Raw genomic sequence first — 16287 nt, 5'->3', positions numbered from 1 at the left:
GAGCGAGCAGATGGGTGAAACCCCTCACCGCTCGGCCGACGCCGGCACCGGTGGGACGCGCGTGACCCAGAGTCACGAGTGGCCCGCCGGTGCCTCGGCGCGTGTGGCCGAGGCACCAGTCAGCACCCGTTTCCCGGGCGGCACCGGGCTGGGCGGCGGCGGCGACACGCTGCCCCGAAACCGGAAGTTCGGGGCCGAGCGGGCCTTCCGTGGCCTCACCCTGGCTGCCGGAACGACAGTGTTGGTCATCATCGTGGCCATCGCGGTCTTCCTGATCGCGAAGGCGATCCCGGCCCTACGCGCCAACTCCGCGAACTTCTGGACCTTCGAAGGCTGGTTTCCGAACGACAACCCGCCCACGTTCGGCATCGGCGCTCTCGCCTTCGGCACCGTGCTCACCGCCACCCTGGCGCTGCTCATGGCCGTACCTGTGGCAATGGGCATCGCGCTCTACCTCTCCCACTACGCTCCGCGCAGGCTTGGCAACAGCCTTGGCTTCCTGATCGACCTGCTGGCTGCCGTACCCAGCGTGGTGTTCGGCCTCTGGGGTCGCGACTACCTCATCGGCCCGGTGTCGGACCTCTCCGTCTGGCTCAACAAGTACTTCAGCTGGATCCCGATCTTTGGCGGCGACGGCCCCTACGGCAACTCGATCCTGCTCGGTTCCCTGGTACTGGCCATCATGATCCTGCCGATCGTCACCTCGCTCACCCGCGAGGTGTTCCTCCAGACGCCGAAGGCCAACGAGGAAGCCGCCATCGCCCTGGGCGCCACCCGTTGGGAGATGCTCCGCACTGCGGTGCTGCCGTACGGCCGTCCCGGCATCATCGCCGCGGTCATGCTCGGCCTGGGCCGCGCGCTGGGCGAGACCATCGCGCTGGCGTTGACCCTCGGCTCCACCTACGCCATCTCGTTCAACCTGCTCGAGTCCGGTGGTAACACCATCGCGGCCAACATCGCCAACCGGTTCGCCGAGGCGAACGAGACCGGTCGGGGCGCCCTGATCGCCTCCGGCCTCGTGTTGTTCGCGATCACCTTGATCGTCAACATCATCGCGCGGGCGATCATCTACCGCCGCCGGGAGTTCACGGAGTCCGCCGCATGACCACAACCGTCACCTCCCACCGCACCCGGCCGCCGGCCCATCCGGCTTCACTGCGGGCCCGGCGGCTGCCCTGGTACGCCGCACCGGTCATCGCCGTGGCGGCCCTCGCGCTCTCCGCCGTGATCGTCTACGGCGGAGACATCGGCGGCCCGGTCCTCGTCGTCGTCCTCGGCGCGATCCTCTACCTGGCCGGGCTCTTCGCTGCGGCCAACGTGGTCGAGGGGCGTCGGTCGGCCCGCAACCGTACCTGGAGCGCGCTGATCCACTCCGCGTTCGTGCTGGCGGTGCTGCCGCTCATCTCGGTCGTCTGGACGCTGGTCAGCAAGGGCACCGAGCGGCTGGACGGCAACTTCTTCCAGACCTCGATGAACAACATCGGGGCCCGGGACGCCAACGGCGGGGCCTACCACGCGATCATCGGCACGCTGGAGCAGGTCGGCATCGCCACCCTGATCACCGTCCCGCTCGGCATCCTCTGCGCCATCTACATCGTCGAGTACGGGCGGGGTCGGTTCGCCTTCGCGATCCGGTTCTTCGTGGACGTCATGACGGGCATCCCGTCGATCGTCACCGGCCTCTTCGTGCTGGCGTTCTGGGTGCTGATCGTGTCGCCCTGGTTCAACGACGGCCGGCCGAGCTTCTCCGGCTTCGCCGCCGCGCTGGCCCTTGCCGTACTGATGCTGCCCACCATCGTCCGGTCCACCGAGGAGATGCTCCGCCTCGTGCCGGCCCCACTGCGTGAGGGCGCGTACGCGCTCGGCGTACCCAAATGGAAGACCATCCTGCGGGTGGTCCTGCCGACCGCGCTGCCCGGCATCGTCACCGGCGTCATGCTCGCGATCGCCCGCGCGGCCGGCGAGACCGCGCCGGTGCTCCTGGTCGCCGGCGGTGGCGCCGCGATCAACTTCAACCCCTTCGAGAACAACCAGTCGTCGCTGGCCCTCTTCGTCTACCAGCAGGCCGGCGAGGCGTCGAAGTATTCGCCGGCACGGGCGTGGACGGCGGCACTCACCCTGGTCGCCCTCGTGCTCATCCTGACGATCGCGGCGAAGCTGCTGGCCCGTCGCAACAGGCTCAGCCGATGAACCCTGGAGGTACCACCATGGCCAAGCGCGTCTCCGCCTCGAACGTCACCGCGTACTACGGCGGCTTCAAGGCGATCGAGAACATCAACCTGACCGTCGAGCCGAAGACCGTCACCGCTCTCATCGGGCCGTCCGGCTGCGGCAAGTCGACGTTCCTGCGGTCGATCAACCGGATGCACGAGGTGCTGCCGGGGGCCCGCGTCGAGGGCAGCCTGACCATCGACGACCAGGACATCTACGACCGGGACGTGGACGTCACCGCGGTCCGGCGCACGATCGGCATGGTCTTCCAGCGGCCGAACCCGTTCCCGACCATGAGCATCTTCGAGAACGTGGTGGCCGGGCTGAAGCTCAACGGCGTCCGGAAGAAGTCGATCCTGGAGGACGCGGCCGAGAAGGCCCTGCGCTCGGCGAACCTGTGGGACGAGGTCAAGGACCGCCTCGGCAAGCCGGGCGCGGGCCTCTCCGGCGGTCAGCAGCAGCGGCTGTGCATCGCCCGGACCATCGCGGTCGAGCCGCAGGTCGTCCTGATGGACGAGCCGTGCTCGGCCCTGGACCCGATCTCCACGCTGGCCATCGAGGACCTGATGTTCCAGCTCAAGGACAAGTTCACGATCATCATCGTGACCCACAACATGCAGCAGGCCGCGCGGGTCTCGGACCGGACGGCCTTCTTCTCGATCGAGAAGACCGGCGACCCGGGCCGGCTCATCGAGTACGACAACACCCAGAAGATCTTCAGCAACCCGAGCGTGAAGAAGACCGAGGACTACATCACCGGCCGCTTCGGCTGAGCCGGTCACGTCCGGTCACCGGCGCCCCGCCCTCCCGGCGTGGGCGCCGGTGCCATTCCCGACACCGCCTCAGCGCCCGACGGGTCACCCGAGGACGAAGCGGGGTTCGCCGTTCGGCGGCAGATCCAGGCGTGGGGTGACCGGGGTGGCGGCGTCCCGCTGAGCTGCCGCGCGGGCCACGCCGGCCAAGTCGCCAGCGGCCACCACCTGGGCCAGCGTGACCAGCGTCGGTGGCAGCATGGTCAGCTCACCGGCCTGCGCCCGGGCCAGCGCATCCGCCGGCCGAATCCACAGCGTGTGGTCGGCCTCGCCGGAGACGTCGCGGGTCCGCTGTCCCGCCGGCAGCAGGGCGACGAAGAAGTACGTGTCGAAGCGCCGTGGCTCGAACTCCGGAGTGACCCACCGGCTCCAGGGCAGCAGCAGGTCCGACCGCAGGGTGAGCTGACGGTTGGCGAGCAGCGCCGCGAAGCCCAGCCGGCGACCCTCCAGGTCCTGCCGGGCCGTTTCCCAGTCGTCGCCGCTCACGTCGCCGACCACGGTCGCCGGGTCCGGGCCGGCGAGCAGCACACCCGCCTCCTCGAAGACCTCCCGCGCGGCGGCGCAGACCACCGCCTGGGCCGCGTCTGGGGGGACGCCGAGGCGGCCCGCCCACTCGTCCGGTGTCGGGCCCGCCCAGTCCAGGTGTGCCTCCGAGTCGGAACGGTCCACCCCGCCCCCGGGGAAGGCGTACATCCCGCCGAAGGTCATCGCGGCGACGCGGCGGATGACGTACACCTCGAAGTCGGTGTCGGTCGGACGCAGCAGCAGCACCGTGGCCGCGACCCGGGGCACCGCCGGGGTGCCGCCCTCGGCCTGGAACCGGCGGGCGTGCTCGACCAGGGCGGCCGGGGCGGCGAAGCCGTCGCTGTCGCTCGTCATGCCGCGAGCCTAGTTCCCCGGCCGGTCGGCGCAGGCGGGCCGGCCCCGCCCCCACACATCCTTTGCTCTGCTTCAACCCAGGCAACAAAAATCCCCGGCACCGTTGCGTCGGCTGAAGCAGAGCAAAGGGCGGAGGTGAGGGGTGGCCCGGCCGGCGCGGCGCGCGGTGCGCAGTGTCCGGCGCGCGGCCCCGGCGCGGGGCGCGCGGCGCGAGGGCGGCCAGGAGCGCGCCGAGGTCCCGACGGATGAGCTGGGCGGCGGCCAGGCAGCGGGCGGTTCACGTGGCTCGTCTAGCGTTCCAGCATGACTCGTTGGGGCATCCTGGCCACCGGCCACATCGCCAGCCGTTTCGCCGAAGACCTCCGGCTGGTACCGGACGCCGAGCTGGTCGCGGTCGGTTCCCGCTCCGTCAACAGCGCGCAGCGGTTCGCGGACACCTACGGTGCGCAGCGGGCGTACGGCTCCTGGGTGGAGCTCGCCGCCGATCCGGAGGTCGACGTGATCTACGTGGCGACTCCGCACGCCGCGCACCACGAGGCGGCGCTGACCTGCCTGACCGCCGGCCGGGCGGTGCTGCTGGAGAAGCCGTTCACCCTCGACCTGGCCACCAGCACCGAGCTGGTGGACACCGCCCGCGCCGCCGGGGTCTTCCTGATGGAGGCCATGTGGATGAGGACGAACCCGCTGATCCTGCGGGCGGTCGAGTTGATCGCGGACGGGGCGATCGGCACGGTGAGCAACGTGCGGGCCGACTTCGGGGTGGCCGGACCGTTCCCGCCGGAGCACCGGATGCGCAACCCGGCGCTGGGTGGGGGCGCGCTGCTCGACCTGGGGATCTACCCGATCAGCCTGGCGCACCTGCTGCTGGGCGTGCCGCAGCACGTCCGCTCCTGGGCGCACCTCGGCCCGGAGGGGACCGACGAGAACACCGGCATCCTCTTCGGGTACGACAGCGGAGCGGTGGCGACGTTGAGCTGCGGCATGGTCGGTGCGAGTTCGTTGGCCGCCTCGGTCACCGGCAGCACCGGCCGTATCGACCTGCCGGAGCCGTTCTTCCGGCCGGCTTCGCTGACCCTGCACCGGGACGGCGCCGAGCCCGAGACGATCACCGCCGAGGAGGCCGGCAACGGCTACCAGTACGAGGCGATCGAGGTGGGACGCTGCCTGGCCGCCGGGCTCACCGAGAGCCCGCTGGTGCCGCACACCACGACCCTTGAGGTGATGGCCCTGCTGGACACGGTCCGCGAGCAGATCGGCGTGCGCTACGAGTGAACGCGACAGGGCCCCCGGCGTCCGGGGGGCCCTGTCGCGCGTCGGGTCCGGTCAGCCGAACAGCGGCCGGACCAGCAGGTAGGTGACGCAGGCGATCAGCGCGGAGGCCGGGAACGTGATGATCCAGGCGATCACGATGTTGCCCGCGACGTTCCAGCGAACCGCCGAGAGCCGCTTCGTCGCTCCCACGCCCATGATCGCCGAGGTGATCGTGTGGGTCGTGGAGATCGGAGCCTTCAGCACCAGGGCGTTGAAGTAGAGCACCGCGCTGGCCACCGTCTCGGCGGCGAAACCCTCCGGCGGTCCAAGGTCGATGATCTTACGACCGAGGGTACGGATGATCCGCCAACCACCGGCGTACGTGCCGAGGGCCAACATCGTCGCCGAGGTCCAGAAGACCCAGCCCGGGATGTGCGTCTTGCTCTCCTGGAAACCGCCGGTGTAGAGCGCCAGCACCACGATGCCCATCGTCTTGGCGGCGTCCTGCATGCCGTGGCCGACCGACATGGCGGCGGCGGAGACGGTCTGCGCGTGGCGGAAACCCCGGTTGAGCCTGCCCGGCTGGCCCTTGCGGAACAGCCAGAGGATCGCCAGCATCAGCAGGTAACCGAGGGTGAGGCCGACGATCGGCGAGAGCACCATCGGCAGGATGACCTTCTCGCCGATGTTGCCCCACTGCACGAGGCCGCCGGTCGAGAGCAGGGTCGCGCCGACCAGACCGCCGAAGAGCGCGTGCGAGGACGATGACGGCAGGCCGAAGTACCAGGTGATCAGGTTCCAGGCGATGGCACCCAGCACCCCGGCGAAGACCACCCCGAGGCTGCTCACCCCCGGGGGAAGGGTGACCAGGCCATCGCCGACGGTCTTGGCGACCCCGGCACCGAAGTGTGCGCCGATGAAGTTGCCCACCGCGGCGAGGCCAAGGGCGATCCGGGGTGTCAGCGCACGGGTGGAGACGCTTGTCGCGATCGCGTTGGCAGCGTCGTGGAAGCCGTTGGTGTAGTCGAACGCCAGGGCAACCGCGATCACCGCCAGCACGGCGATGAGTTCGGGAGTCACCGGTTCAGGACTCCTTGACCGCGATGGTCTCGACTGTGTTGGCCACGTGCTCGAAGGCGTCGCAGGCGGCCTCCAACTCGTCGGCGACCTCCTTCATCTTCAGCACCGTCAACGCGTCGTACTCGCCGGAGAAGAGCCGGACGAGCAGCTGCCGGTTGATCCGGTCGCCCTCGTTCTCCAGTCGGTTGCACTCGATCCAGTAGTCCTCGAGGTCCTTCATCGACTGCAGCCGGGGCATCGCCTCGGCGGTCAACTTGGCCTGCTGGTCGAGCACGTTGACCATTTCGTGCAGCTCGCGGGGCAGCGCCGGCAGCTCCGTCAGCCCGTACAGGTAGAGCAGGTCGCCGACCGCCTCCAGGTGGTCCATCACGTCGTCGAGCAGCGAGCCCAGCCGGTAGATGTCCTCCCGGTCGAAGGGCGTGATGAAGGTCGAGTTGATCTTCTTGTACAGATCGTGCGTGATCTGGTCGCTGTCGTGCTCGACCTCGGTCAAGCGCTCGCTGACCGACTGCACGTCGACACCGGGCAGAGCCAGCTCGTTCAGCAGCGCCGTGCCCCGGACCAGGTTCTGCGCGGCCCTGGTGAAGAGCTCGTAGAAGGCGCCCTCGGTGGGGCGGAAGGAAAACTTCACAGCACAGACCTCGTCGCGTCGGTGGAAGGGGTGGCGGCGTCCGTAGGCGTCCGCTCGGTGAATGCTAGGAAACGCCAGAACCGCAAATTCCCCGGCCCACCCCTGGCCAGGCCACATTCACCGGTCGTTCATCTGCTGTTCATCTCGGGCGTCCCAACCGTCCCCGCTCCCCCAGCGGCCAATCGCTCACGCTCGTGCGCCACGTCGAAATCGGCAGGCGGATACCCCAGACCGAGCGTGTCGAACGTCTCACGGAGCAGGTGGGCCACGGCCCAGTCCCGGTACCACTTGCGGTCCGCCGGCACCACGAACCACGGCGCGGCGTCCGTGCCGCACCGGCTCAGGGCCTCGGCGTACGCGGCCTGGTAGTCGTCCCAGTGCGCCCGGGAGTCGACGTCCGACGGGTTGTACTTCCAGTGCTTACGGGGGTCCGTGAGCCGTTCCAGCAGCCGCTCGCCCTGCTCGGCGTACGAGATGTGCAGCATCACCTTCACGACGGTCACCCCGTCGTCGACCAGCTCCCGCTCGAAGGAGTTGATCTGCTCGTAGCGCGCCCGCCAGGTCGCCTTCGGCACCAGGGCGCCGACCCGGGCGATCAGCACGTCCTCGTAGTGCGAGCGGTTGAACATCCCGACGTACCCGGGCGGCGGCAGCTCGCGGCGAATCCGCCAGAGGAAGTCGTGCCGCAGCTCCTGCGGGGTCGGCGGTCCGAACGAGCGGATGTGCAGGCCCAGCGGGTTCATCGCGCCCGCCACCCGCTTGATCGTGCCGTCCTTACCACCGCAGTCCATGGCCTGGAGCACCAGCAGCACCCGTCGCGCCGGGTCCGCCGAGCCGGCCTTGGCCATCGCGAACAGCATCTCCTGCCGCCGACCCAGCTCCTCGCCGATCAACTCCACCTGCGTACGGGCCCAGGTCTTCCGGCGCTCGCCGATCGCCTTGGCATCCGGCAGGCCGGGCGTGGACCGGGGGTCGATCGTGGCGAGGTCCACGGGCGCGGTGACCCGTAGCAGATCCCGTACGGACCCGCCGTGGGGTGCCACGATCCGCTCGCCCTGCTCCTGCCCGCTTTCACTCATCCTCGGATCATCGCCCACCCCCGCACCATCCGCCCGCCGAGGCCCACCAGGGTGGTGGGTATGCCCCCGATCCCGCCGAGCGCGCGGTCCGCACCGACCAGGTCGGCACCGCCCTGCGGGTGCTGCTGGAACGGCTCGCGCCCGAGCAGCGGGTCGCGCTCGTGCTGCACGACGTGTTCGCGGTGCCGTTCGCCCGGGTGGCCGAGGTCCTGGGCACCAGCGAGGTGGGCGCGCGGCAGCTCGCCTCCCGGGCTCGGCGGGCGGTCACCGCACCGGGTGCGCCCCGGCACGGTCGCCTCACGCTCGGCCTGTTCGGCCGGACCGGCCGGTACGCGCAGCGGGTGCGGGCACGTTCGATGCTCGTCGACGGCGCCCTGGGTCTCCAGATGGAGACGACGCACACCGACGGGAGGCAGATCCGGCTGGTCACCGCGTTCACCGTGGACGACGGCCGGATCACCGGCATCTTCAACCAGCTCAATCCGCTGAAGCTGACCGGCCTGCCGCCGCTTCGCGACGACGACCGGTGGCCGCCGCGCTGGTGAGCCGCTGCCGGCTCAGACCACCAGGGCCAACCATTTGCGGTACGACGAGGCGAACGGCTCGGTGCCGTCGCCCAGAGCCCCGTACAGCCACCGGGCCGCCGCCTCGGCCTCGACCACCACGTCCTCCGGGTAGCCGAAGCGGGCCCGGTGCTCGGCGAACTCGTCCTCGTCGAGCAACTCCACGAGGCCGGTGGCCCGTCGTCGGACCACGTCCAGGTCGAGGTCGATCAGGTGGACGGTGTCGTCGGACTCCCAACGGGCCGGCGTGGCGATGTCGCAGTAGACCTCGCTGGTACGCGGCGGCGGGTTGAACATGCACGTCCACCAGGCGTGGTGGGGCACCAGCAGGACGAAGGGGATCTTCTCCACCGACGGACGGCCGTGGTAGACCGATTCGGTCCCGAAGGGGACGCCGAGCCAGACGCCGAGGTCGTCCGCCGCGAGGCGACGGGCCGGGTAGTCACGGTGCGCGCTGCCGTCGTACTTGCGGTAGATCACTCGGACCACGTCGCTCGGCATGATTCGCACCCTAACCGATACCGCCCACACGTCGTAGCGCAGCCGTAACGCGACAGGTGGGTGCGCGCCACGCGGGCGGATGGGCGCTGACGGTGTCGGCGCCGACGGGTACCGTCGCACGGTGACTCCGCCCCGCACCGCCACCGGTTCCGCCACCCCCTCGGCCCGCGGCACGAGCCGGCGGCGGGGTGCCCGGCCCAGCGGCACGGAGCTGCTCGCGGCGGCGGTCGGCGCGGTTCCCGGCGGCATGGCGCGGCCCGGTCAGCAGCAGATGACCACCGCCATCGAGGAGTGCGTGACCAGCGGCGAACACCTGCTCGTGCAGGCGGGCACCGGCACCGGCAAGTCGCTGGCGTACCTCGCACCTGCCCTGACCGTGGACGGTCCGGTGGTGGTCTCCACGGCCACGCTGGCGTTGCAGTCCCAACTCGTCGACCACGACCTGCCCCGGCTGGCCGACTCCGTCGAGCCGCTACTCGGCCGCCGGCCCACGTTCGCGGTCCTCAAGGGTCGCCACCACTACCTCTGCCTGGCCCGGCTGGACAACTCCACGGCGGACGAGCCGGAGGAGACCCTCTTCGACGCCCCGGCCGCCCGCCCCGGCGGCGGCGGCACCAAGTGGCTCGGCGAGGCCGGCCGGCTCGGCAAGCAGATCGAGCGCCTGCGCGACTGGGCCGACAAGACCGACACCGGCGACCGCGACGAACTGGACCCGGGCGTCGACGACCAGGCGTGGCGGCTGGTCTCCATGCCGTCGCGGGAGTGCGTCGGCGCGACCCGCTGCCCGTTCGGGGCGGAGTGCTTCGCCGAGGCGTCCCGGGCCCGCGCCCGCGAGGCCGACATCGTGGTGACCAACCACAGTCTCCTCGCGGTGGACATGCTGGCCGACCGGCACATCGTCCCGCCACACAAGCTGCTCATCGTCGACGAGGCGCACGAGCTGGCCGACCGTGTCTCCTCGGCCGCCCAGGCCGAACTGGTGCCGGAGATGATCGACCGGTCCACCCGACGCGCCCGACCGCTGCTGAAGCCGGAGACGGCCGACGCGCTCACCGCCGCCGGTGACGCCCTCGCCGTCGGGCTCGCCGAGGCGCCGGCCGGTCGACTCACCGCCGGCCTGCCGACGCCGCTGCACCAGGCGTGCACTCTGCTCGACTCGGCCACCCGCGCCGCCCTGGACGCGATCGGCGACATCAAGTCCGACGATCCCGACCCGGTCCGCAAGCAGCAGGCCAAGGCCGCCATGGACGACCTGTCCACCACCGCGCAGCGGCTCCTCGAAGAGGCCGACCACGACGTGGCCTGGGTGGAGAAGAACGACAGTGGCAACCGCCGGGCACTTGTCGTCGCGCCCCTCTCGGTCGCCGGCACTCTCGCCGCCCACCTGTACGACGAGCGCACAGTGGTCGCCACCTCGGCCACCCTGGCGCTCGGCGGCCGGTTCGACACGGTGGCCCGTGCCCTCGGCCTGGACGCGCCGCCGGTCCCGGCGTCGCCGGCCGCCGCCACGATGGCCGCCCGCACCGGTGCGGGCCGTCCGGCCGCCGAGACACCGGGCCGCCGGCTGGCCGACGCCTCCACCATCCCGGCGACCGAGGGCCCGGGCTGGCGGTCACTGGACGTCGGCTCGCCGTTCGACTACGCGCGGCAGGGCATCCTGTACGTCGCCGCGCACCTACCCCGACCCAGCGTCTCCGGCCTGCCCGACGCGGCCGGTGAGGAACTGCTCGGTCTCGTCGAGGCGCTCGGTGGTCGTACTCTCGGGCTCTTCTCCTCCCGGCGGGCCGCGACGCAGGCGGCGGAGCTGCTGCGCGCGCGGACCGACCTGCCGGTGTTGTTGCAGGGTGAGGAGGCGCTGCCGCTGCTGGTCCGGCGGTTCCGCGAGGAGCGGTCCAGCTGCCTGTTCGGGGTGATGTCGCTCTGGCAGGGAGTGGACGTGCCGGGCGACGCCTGCCAGCTCGTGGTCATCGACCGGCTGCCCTTCCCACGCCCCGACGAACCGCTCGCAGCGGCCCGCGCCGCAGCCGTCGACGCGGGCGGCGGCTCCGGGTTCGCGGCGGTCAGCGTGCCGATCGCCGCGGTACGCCTCGCACAGGGAGTGGGCCGGCTCATCCGGGCGACCGGCGACAAGGGCGTCGTCGCGGTGCTCGACTCGCGCCTGGAGACCGCCCGCGGCTACGGGCCGTTCCTGCGCAGGTCGCTACCCCCGTTCTGGTACACGACCCGCCCCGAGGTGGCCCGAGGCGCCCTAAAGCGCCTCGCCACCACCTGACGCGTCAGGGGGCTTGGGAGGCGACTACTACGGCGTCTGGTGGGGTGTCCGGGACCGTGCGGGCGGCCAGTCGGCGTACCGCGGTGTTCAGCACCGCGATCAGCGGCACGGAGACCAGCGCGCCGGTGATGCCGGCGAGCACCACTCCCGCCGCGATCCCGATGATCACCGCGAGCGGGTGGATGGCCACCGCCCGGCCCATGATGAGGGGCTGGAGAATGTGCCCCTCCACCTGCTGCACACCGATCACGGCACCCAGGATGATCAGCGCAGTCACCGGGCCGCTGTCGACGAGCGCCACCAGCACGGCCACGCCTCCGGAGAGCGCCGCGCCGACGATCGGGATGAACGCGCCGAGGAACACCAGCGCCGCCAGCGGGAAGGCGAACGGCACGTCGAAGACGACCAGGAAGATGCCGATACCGACCGCGTCGATGAAGGCGACCAGCACGGTCGCTCGGACGTACGCGACGAGGGTCTGCCAGGCGGCCCGGCCGGCGTCGTCGACCTTCCAGCGGGCGGCCACCGGCAGCAGCCGTACGACGAAACGCCAGATCTTGTTGCCGTCGCGCAGGAAGAAGAACGTCGCGAACAGCACCAGCAGCGCGCCGGTCAGCACCTCCGCCAGCGTCGCCGCGGTGCTCAGCGCGCCGCTGGTGAACTTCGAGGTGTTGTCGTTGATCCAGCCCTGCGCCTCGTCGATGTAGCGGTCGAGCTGGGTGTCGGACAGGTGCAACGGACCCGTCTTCAGCCAGTTCTGGATCTGCCGGACGCCCTGCGACGACTTCTCGCTCAGCTCCGGTACGCCCCGGATGAACTCGTTGACCACCAGGGTGAGCGTGCCGATGACGGCCGCCAGGCCGCCGACCAGCACCACGGCCGTCGCCAGCGAACGGGGCAGCCGGGCGCGCAGCAGCCAGCCCACGGCCGGCGCGAGCAGCGCCGAGAGCAGCAACGCGATGGCCAACGGGATGATCACGATCCGGACCGTGCCGACGATCCGGAGCAGCGCCCAGGCCACCACACCGATCACGATCAGCCGCCAGCACCAGGCGGCGGCGATCCGTAGGCCGTGCGGCACGTCGGCGTCGTCCCGGCTGGACGTCGAGCTGTGCAGGTCCACCGGAGGCTCCGCGCCGACGACCGTGGCCTTCGCCGGTGCGACGGGCCCGGGGATGGCTGGCGAGGCCACTCCCGGCGTCTCCGGGGCGTCGCCCGGGGTCTCCTGTGCGGCACTCACCGACTTCTGTCCTGACTGGTAGGCGCGGCGCAGCCGCCCGCGTACCCGCTCGAAGCGGCTCAAGCGCACCTCCTGGCAGATGAATTGTCCGCCCACGGCGACAGGTCGGACAGCATACGTCCGTTCCCGACACCGTAGGGCAGTTCCGCCACACAATGCCCGCACCGCCGTGGGCGTAACCACCGGCAGCCGGTCACCTGCGACACGGTAGCGTCTGCCCCGTGACCGCCGACCAGGATCTCGACTCCGGCCTGCCCATCCGCCTGCTGCACGATCGCGTGCTGGTGCGGATGGACGGCAGCGAGGGCGAGCGTCGCTCCAGCGCTGGCATCGTCATCCCGGCGACCGCCGCGGTAGGCAAGCGCCTCGCGTGGGCGACCGCCGTGGGTGTGGGGCCGAACGTCCGCGCCATCGTCTCCGGCGACCGGGTGCTCTTCGACCCGGACGACCGCTCCGAGGTCGAGCTGCACGGCCGCGGGTACGTGCTGCTGCGCGAACGCGACGTGCACGCCGTGGCCGCCGTACGGGTGGAGAACGACTCCACCGGCCTCTACCTGTAGACCTTCCCCGAGCGCGGCCGCGCCGTTTGTCGGCGCGTACGACGGGAAGCCAGCCGGCGACCGTGGCCCTGGGGAGGGACGATGCCGGTATTCGTCAAGAAGCTGCTGACCTGGGGCAGCGTCGCGTTCCTGATCTACTTTATGGCGTTCCGCCCGGACGGTGCCGCGCAGTTGTTCAAGGGGATCGGGGTCGCGCTCATGGCGATGGCCCAGGGGCTCGGCGACTTCCTCACCACGCTGATGACCTGACCCGCCGCCCGGCCGCGCTCAGGCGTGACCGTGCGGCCACGGCGCGGCGGGGCGTAGGGCGTGCCAGCCGGCCGGCGGGTGGTTGACCGGGGGCGTCGGGGCGAGCACCACCGGGATGGGCACCACCGGCTCGTCGGGCGCGGCGACCGATCGCTGCGTACCGTCCGGGAAGCGCAGGTGGTACTGGCTGCCGTCCCAGACGCCGGCCGGGGCCTGCGGATCGCGGCCCACGAAGTACGACCGGTACGCCGTGATCGCCTCCAGCAGTTGACGCTCCTCGACGGCGGTCCGCTCCCGGTCGGCCGGTTTGCGGTCGAGACCGCGCAGCGTCCCGTCGCGCAGCAGGGCCAGCCGGGTCGCCGCGAGCTGGTATCCACGCATCGCCCGCGCCCCGGCGTCCCCGGCGACGCGGCGCGCCCAGCTCCGGGCGGCATGCCGACGACCCAGGCTGCTCAGGGCGGCCACCTCGGGCGGGCTCAACCAGCCGGCGCGTACGTAGTCGGGCAGCGTCCGCTCGGTGAGCCGTCCCTCCCAGGCGCGCAACCACACGGCCAGCCCGACCACGCCGAAGAACACCGGCACCATCAGGCCCAGGAAGCCGTACAGCATGATCACTGCCTCGCCGGTGGTCTGGGTCAGCGTCGGCAGCAGGTTCCACGTCCCGTGCAGCATCATCGCCAGCAGCAGGCCGGCGATCGGGGCCAGCACCCGGACACGCCGGTCGGCGGTACGGGAGGCCACCCCGAGGCCGACACCGGTCATCGAGGTGAAGAGGGGGTGGGCGAACCCGAAGAGGAGGATCCGCACGATGAAGATGGCGATCACCTGCTGGGTGCCGGTCGCCGGGCCGTACCGGTCGGCACCGGCCGCGTAGCCGTATCCGCCCAGGTAGAGGATGTTCTCCACCATGGCGAAGCCGACTGCGGAGAGCCCGCAGTAGACCAGGCCGTCGGTGATCCCGGACCACTCCCGGCGGCGGAACAGCAGCAGCAGGATCGGGCCGAGGGCCTTAGTCAGCTCCTCGATGAACGGTGCCACCAGCACGCCGGTCAGCGCGTCCGGCAGTCCCCAGTCCGCGAAGCGTCCGGCGGCGAACTCGTTCACGTTCAGCGAGGCGGCCGTGGAGACGAACGCGCCCCAGGCGAAGCAGAAGATCAGGTATTTCAGGGGTTCCGGTTCGTAACGGTCGAGCCAGAGGAAGCAGGCGACGAGCACCGGCACCGGGAGGATCGCGGCGACCACCCCGACCAGCAGCGCCTGTACGCCCAGCGACTGGCCGAGGGTGAACACCATGAACACCGCGCACGCGGCGATGAGCAGCACCACCCCGGCCAGCACCAGGAACCGCACCCAGCCGAAGCGGCGCGGCGGCATCCCGGGTGACGAGCCGGCGGGCGGGGCCGCGGGCGTGTGCGGCGGCGACGGCAGGGGTGCACCGGGCGGGGTGTCGGCCATGCGGTCAGCGTAGCCATCCGCCGCCGACTGGTCCGGGCGCATCCACAGCCGCTATGCTGGCGACAGGTCACGAGCGCCAGCGTCAAGCCCCGGCTTGCTGGCCGGCAACCCTCGTCGAGTTCGCGGTGGGGTGCCCCGGGTGATGACCGGGCCCAGCCCGATCGGCGTGCTGGGCAAGCGCGGACCCCGTCCCGACAGGCACACCCGGGGTCCCTGAACCCGGAGGTTCCGGCGTGTCCGTCACTCTCGTACCCTCGCCGCCCAGCCTGCCCGCCGTCGCGTCCGCGCCGTCGGTGGCGCTCGACGTGCTCGGCGTACCCGGCGAGATCAACCTCGACTACGCGGCCACCGCGCCGTGCGTGCGGGCCGCGGCCGACGCGGTCACCGAACTGCTGCCGTGGTACGCCAGCGTGCACCGGGGCGCGGGAGCGCTGTCGCGGCGCTGCACCCTGGCGTACGAGCGGGCCCGGCAGACGGTCGGTGACTTCTTCGGCGCGCGTGCCGACGACCACGTGATCTTCACCCGGAACACCACCGACGCCCTCAACCTGCTGGCCCGGTCGTTGCCCGCTGGCACGACTGTGGTCACCTTCGCCGGTGAGCACCACGCGAACCTGCTGCCCTGGCCGCGCGGCTCGGTACGCCTGCCGGTGCCCGCCGACCCGGCCGGGGCGGTACGCGCTCTCGCCGCCGCCCTGACCGAGCTGCGCCGCGACAGCAACCCCGTGCTGCCGGTGCTGGTCGCGGTCACCGGGGCGAGCAACGTGACGGGTGAGCTGTGGCCGGTCGCCGAGCTGGCCCGGGTGGCCCACCGGCACGGCGCCCGGATCGTCCTCGACGCCGCGCAGCTCGCCCCACACGCCCCGGTCGACCTGCACGCGCTCGACGTGGACTACCTGGCCGTCTCCGGCCACAAGCTGTACGCCCCGTTCGGCGCGGGCGTGCTCGTCGGCCGGGCGGACTGGCTGGACGCCGCCCCGCCGTACCTCGCCGGTGGCGGTGCCACCAGCAACGTCGGGCCGGCAACCCATGACGTGACCTGGGCGACCGGCCCGGCCCGGCACGAGGCCGGCACCCCGAACCTGTTGGGCGCGGTGGCGCTGGCGGCGGTGTGCGCGGCGCTGGTCGACGCCGACCGGGTCGCGCTGCACGCCCGTGAGCAGGCGTTGCTGGCCCGGCTGCGCGACGGCCTCGCCGCCCTGCCGCACGTGGTGGAGCTGCGGACCTTCGACGCGGACGCGCCCCGGGTCGGCATCGTGTCGTTCGTGGTCGCCGGTCAGGACTCCGCGACGGTGGCCGCGCGGCTCGCCTCCGAGCACCGGATCGGCGTACGCGACGGGTTGTTCTGTGCCCATCCGCTGGCCCGGCGGCTGCTCGGCGAAGCTGCCGCGCGTACCGGGCGCAGGGATCTTCCGCCGACCGCGCTGCGCGCCAGCATCGGTCTGGGCAGCACCGACGCCCAGGTCGACCGGCTGCTCGCGGCGCTCGCGGAGCTGGCCTGAGC

The 16287-nt window shown here is 71.6% G+C and carries 17 protein-coding genes and 1 riboswitch; of the genes, 9 read left to right on the top strand and 8 right to left on the bottom strand.

The genetic code is table 11. From position 1 onward, the window contains the following. Positions 1-10 precede the first annotated feature (10 nt). The 3 genes from pstC to pstB are packed head-to-tail and all read left to right on the top strand — an operon-like array spanning position 11 to position 2984. Positions 11-1105 (top strand): phosphate ABC transporter permease subunit PstC, encoded by a 1095-nt coding sequence (pstC, locus tag ACGFH9_RS05450; RefSeq protein ID WP_357128991.1) that lies wholly within the window; start codon positions 11-13, stop codon positions 1103-1105. Then, the gene (pstA, locus tag ACGFH9_RS05445; RefSeq protein ID WP_393215708.1) at positions 1102-2190 is read left to right on the top strand and encodes a phosphate ABC transporter permease PstA; all 1089 of its coding nucleotides are present in this window, start codon (positions 1102-1104) and stop codon (positions 2188-2190) included. Before pstC ends, pstA begins: the two co-directional genes overlap by 4 nt. 17 nt (positions 2191-2207) lie before the next feature. Continuing rightward, positions 2208-2984: a phosphate ABC transporter ATP-binding protein PstB gene (gene pstB, locus ACGFH9_RS05440; RefSeq protein WP_099848932.1), complete on the top strand. Its 777-nt coding sequence runs from the start codon at positions 2208-2210 to the stop codon at positions 2982-2984. Positions 2985-3068: 84 nt separating this feature from the next. On the opposite strand, the gene ACGFH9_RS05435 is transcribed toward pstB, so the two are convergent. Then, entirely contained in the window at positions 3069-3902 is an 834-nt protein-coding gene (locus tag ACGFH9_RS05435; protein WP_393215705.1) for an NUDIX hydrolase, read from the bottom strand. A 303-nt stretch (positions 3903-4205) separates the two neighbouring features. On the opposite strand from ACGFH9_RS05435, the gene ACGFH9_RS05430 reads away from it, so the two are divergent. After that, positions 4206-5174, top strand: a complete 969-nt coding sequence (locus ACGFH9_RS05430) for a Gfo/Idh/MocA family protein (protein WP_393215702.1) — start codon at positions 4206-4208, stop codon at positions 5172-5174. Positions 5175-5225: 51 nt separating this feature from the next. Here the strand turns inward: ACGFH9_RS05430 and ACGFH9_RS05425 are convergent, their stop codons facing one another. The 4 genes from ACGFH9_RS05425 to ACGFH9_RS05410 all read right to left on the bottom strand — a co-directional run bounded on the left by ACGFH9_RS05425 (position 5226) and on the right by ACGFH9_RS05410 (position 8113). After that, complete coding sequence (locus ACGFH9_RS05425; protein ID WP_393215699.1) at positions 5226-6233, bottom strand: anion permease; 1008 nt, start codon at positions 6231-6233, stop codon at positions 5226-5228. A 4-nt stretch (positions 6234-6237) separates the two neighbouring features. Then, positions 6238-6864 (bottom strand): DUF47 domain-containing protein, encoded by a 627-nt coding sequence (locus ACGFH9_RS05420; RefSeq protein ID WP_007465788.1) that lies wholly within the window; start codon positions 6862-6864, stop codon positions 6238-6240. Positions 6865-6992: 128 nt separating this feature from the next. Then, positions 6993-7943, bottom strand: coding sequence for a PPK2 family polyphosphate kinase (locus ACGFH9_RS05415; protein ID WP_393215694.1), 951 nt, complete (start codon positions 7941-7943; stop codon positions 6993-6995). After that, positions 7940-8113, bottom strand: a complete 174-nt coding sequence (locus ACGFH9_RS05410; protein WP_393215691.1) for a hypothetical protein — start codon at positions 8111-8113, stop codon at positions 7940-7942. The genes ACGFH9_RS05415 and ACGFH9_RS05410 overlap by 4 nt, the downstream gene beginning before the upstream one ends. Here ACGFH9_RS05410 and ACGFH9_RS05405 point away from each other — a divergent pair. After that, positions 8105-8488, top strand: a complete 384-nt coding sequence (locus ACGFH9_RS05405; protein ID WP_393215688.1) for a hypothetical protein — start codon at positions 8105-8107, stop codon at positions 8486-8488. The two genes, ACGFH9_RS05410 and ACGFH9_RS05405, sit on opposite strands and share 9 nt — an antisense overlap. 12 nt (positions 8489-8500) lie before the next feature. Here the strand turns inward: ACGFH9_RS05405 and ACGFH9_RS05400 are convergent, their stop codons facing one another. Continuing rightward, a complete protein-coding gene (locus tag ACGFH9_RS05400; RefSeq protein WP_393215685.1) occupies positions 8501-9007 on the bottom strand; it encodes a DUF402 domain-containing protein in 507 nt (168 codons plus the stop codon). Between the two features lie 79 nt (positions 9008-9086). Between ACGFH9_RS05400 and ACGFH9_RS05395 the strand changes: the two genes are divergently transcribed. Continuing rightward, entirely contained in the window at positions 9087-11279 is a 2193-nt protein-coding gene (locus ACGFH9_RS05395) for an ATP-dependent DNA helicase (protein WP_393215682.1), read from the top strand. A gap of 4 nt (positions 11280-11283) precedes the next feature. Here the strand turns inward: ACGFH9_RS05395 and ACGFH9_RS05390 are convergent, their stop codons facing one another. After that, positions 11284-12582, bottom strand: a complete 1299-nt coding sequence (locus tag ACGFH9_RS05390) for an AI-2E family transporter (protein ID WP_393215679.1) — start codon at positions 12580-12582, stop codon at positions 11284-11286. Between the two features lie 158 nt (positions 12583-12740). On the opposite strand from ACGFH9_RS05390, the gene ACGFH9_RS05385 reads away from it, so the two are divergent. Both ACGFH9_RS05385 and ACGFH9_RS05380 read left to right on the top strand, forming a co-directional pair. After that, positions 12741-13079 (top strand): GroES family chaperonin, encoded by a 339-nt coding sequence (locus tag ACGFH9_RS05385; protein ID WP_393215676.1) that lies wholly within the window; start codon positions 12741-12743, stop codon positions 13077-13079. Positions 13080-13160: 81 nt separating this feature from the next. Next, entirely contained in the window at positions 13161-13328 is a 168-nt protein-coding gene (locus ACGFH9_RS05380) for a hypothetical protein (protein ID WP_355242552.1), read from the top strand. Between the two features lie 18 nt (positions 13329-13346). Here the strand turns inward: ACGFH9_RS05380 and ACGFH9_RS05375 are convergent, their stop codons facing one another. Beyond that, entirely contained in the window at positions 13347-14825 is a 1479-nt protein-coding gene (locus ACGFH9_RS05375) for a PrsW family intramembrane metalloprotease (RefSeq protein ID WP_393215672.1), read from the bottom strand. Positions 14826-14848: 23 nt separating this feature from the next. Then, a riboswitch (SAM riboswitch) is annotated at positions 14849-14969 on the top strand. Between the two features lie 80 nt (positions 14970-15049). Between ACGFH9_RS05375 and ACGFH9_RS05370 the strand changes: the two genes are divergently transcribed. Beyond that, positions 15050-16285 (top strand): aminotransferase class V-fold PLP-dependent enzyme, encoded by a 1236-nt coding sequence (locus tag ACGFH9_RS05370; protein ID WP_393215980.1) that lies wholly within the window; start codon positions 15050-15052, stop codon positions 16283-16285. Positions 16286-16287 lie beyond the last annotated feature (2 nt).

Origin of the sequence: Micromonospora sp. NPDC049102 (genome assembly GCF_043197485.1) — a bacterium.
Classification (GTDB): Bacteria; Actinomycetota; Actinomycetes; order Mycobacteriales; family Micromonosporaceae; genus Micromonospora.
Note: the sequence above shows the minus strand (reverse complement) of the source record. Positions and strands in the feature narration are given on the sequence as shown.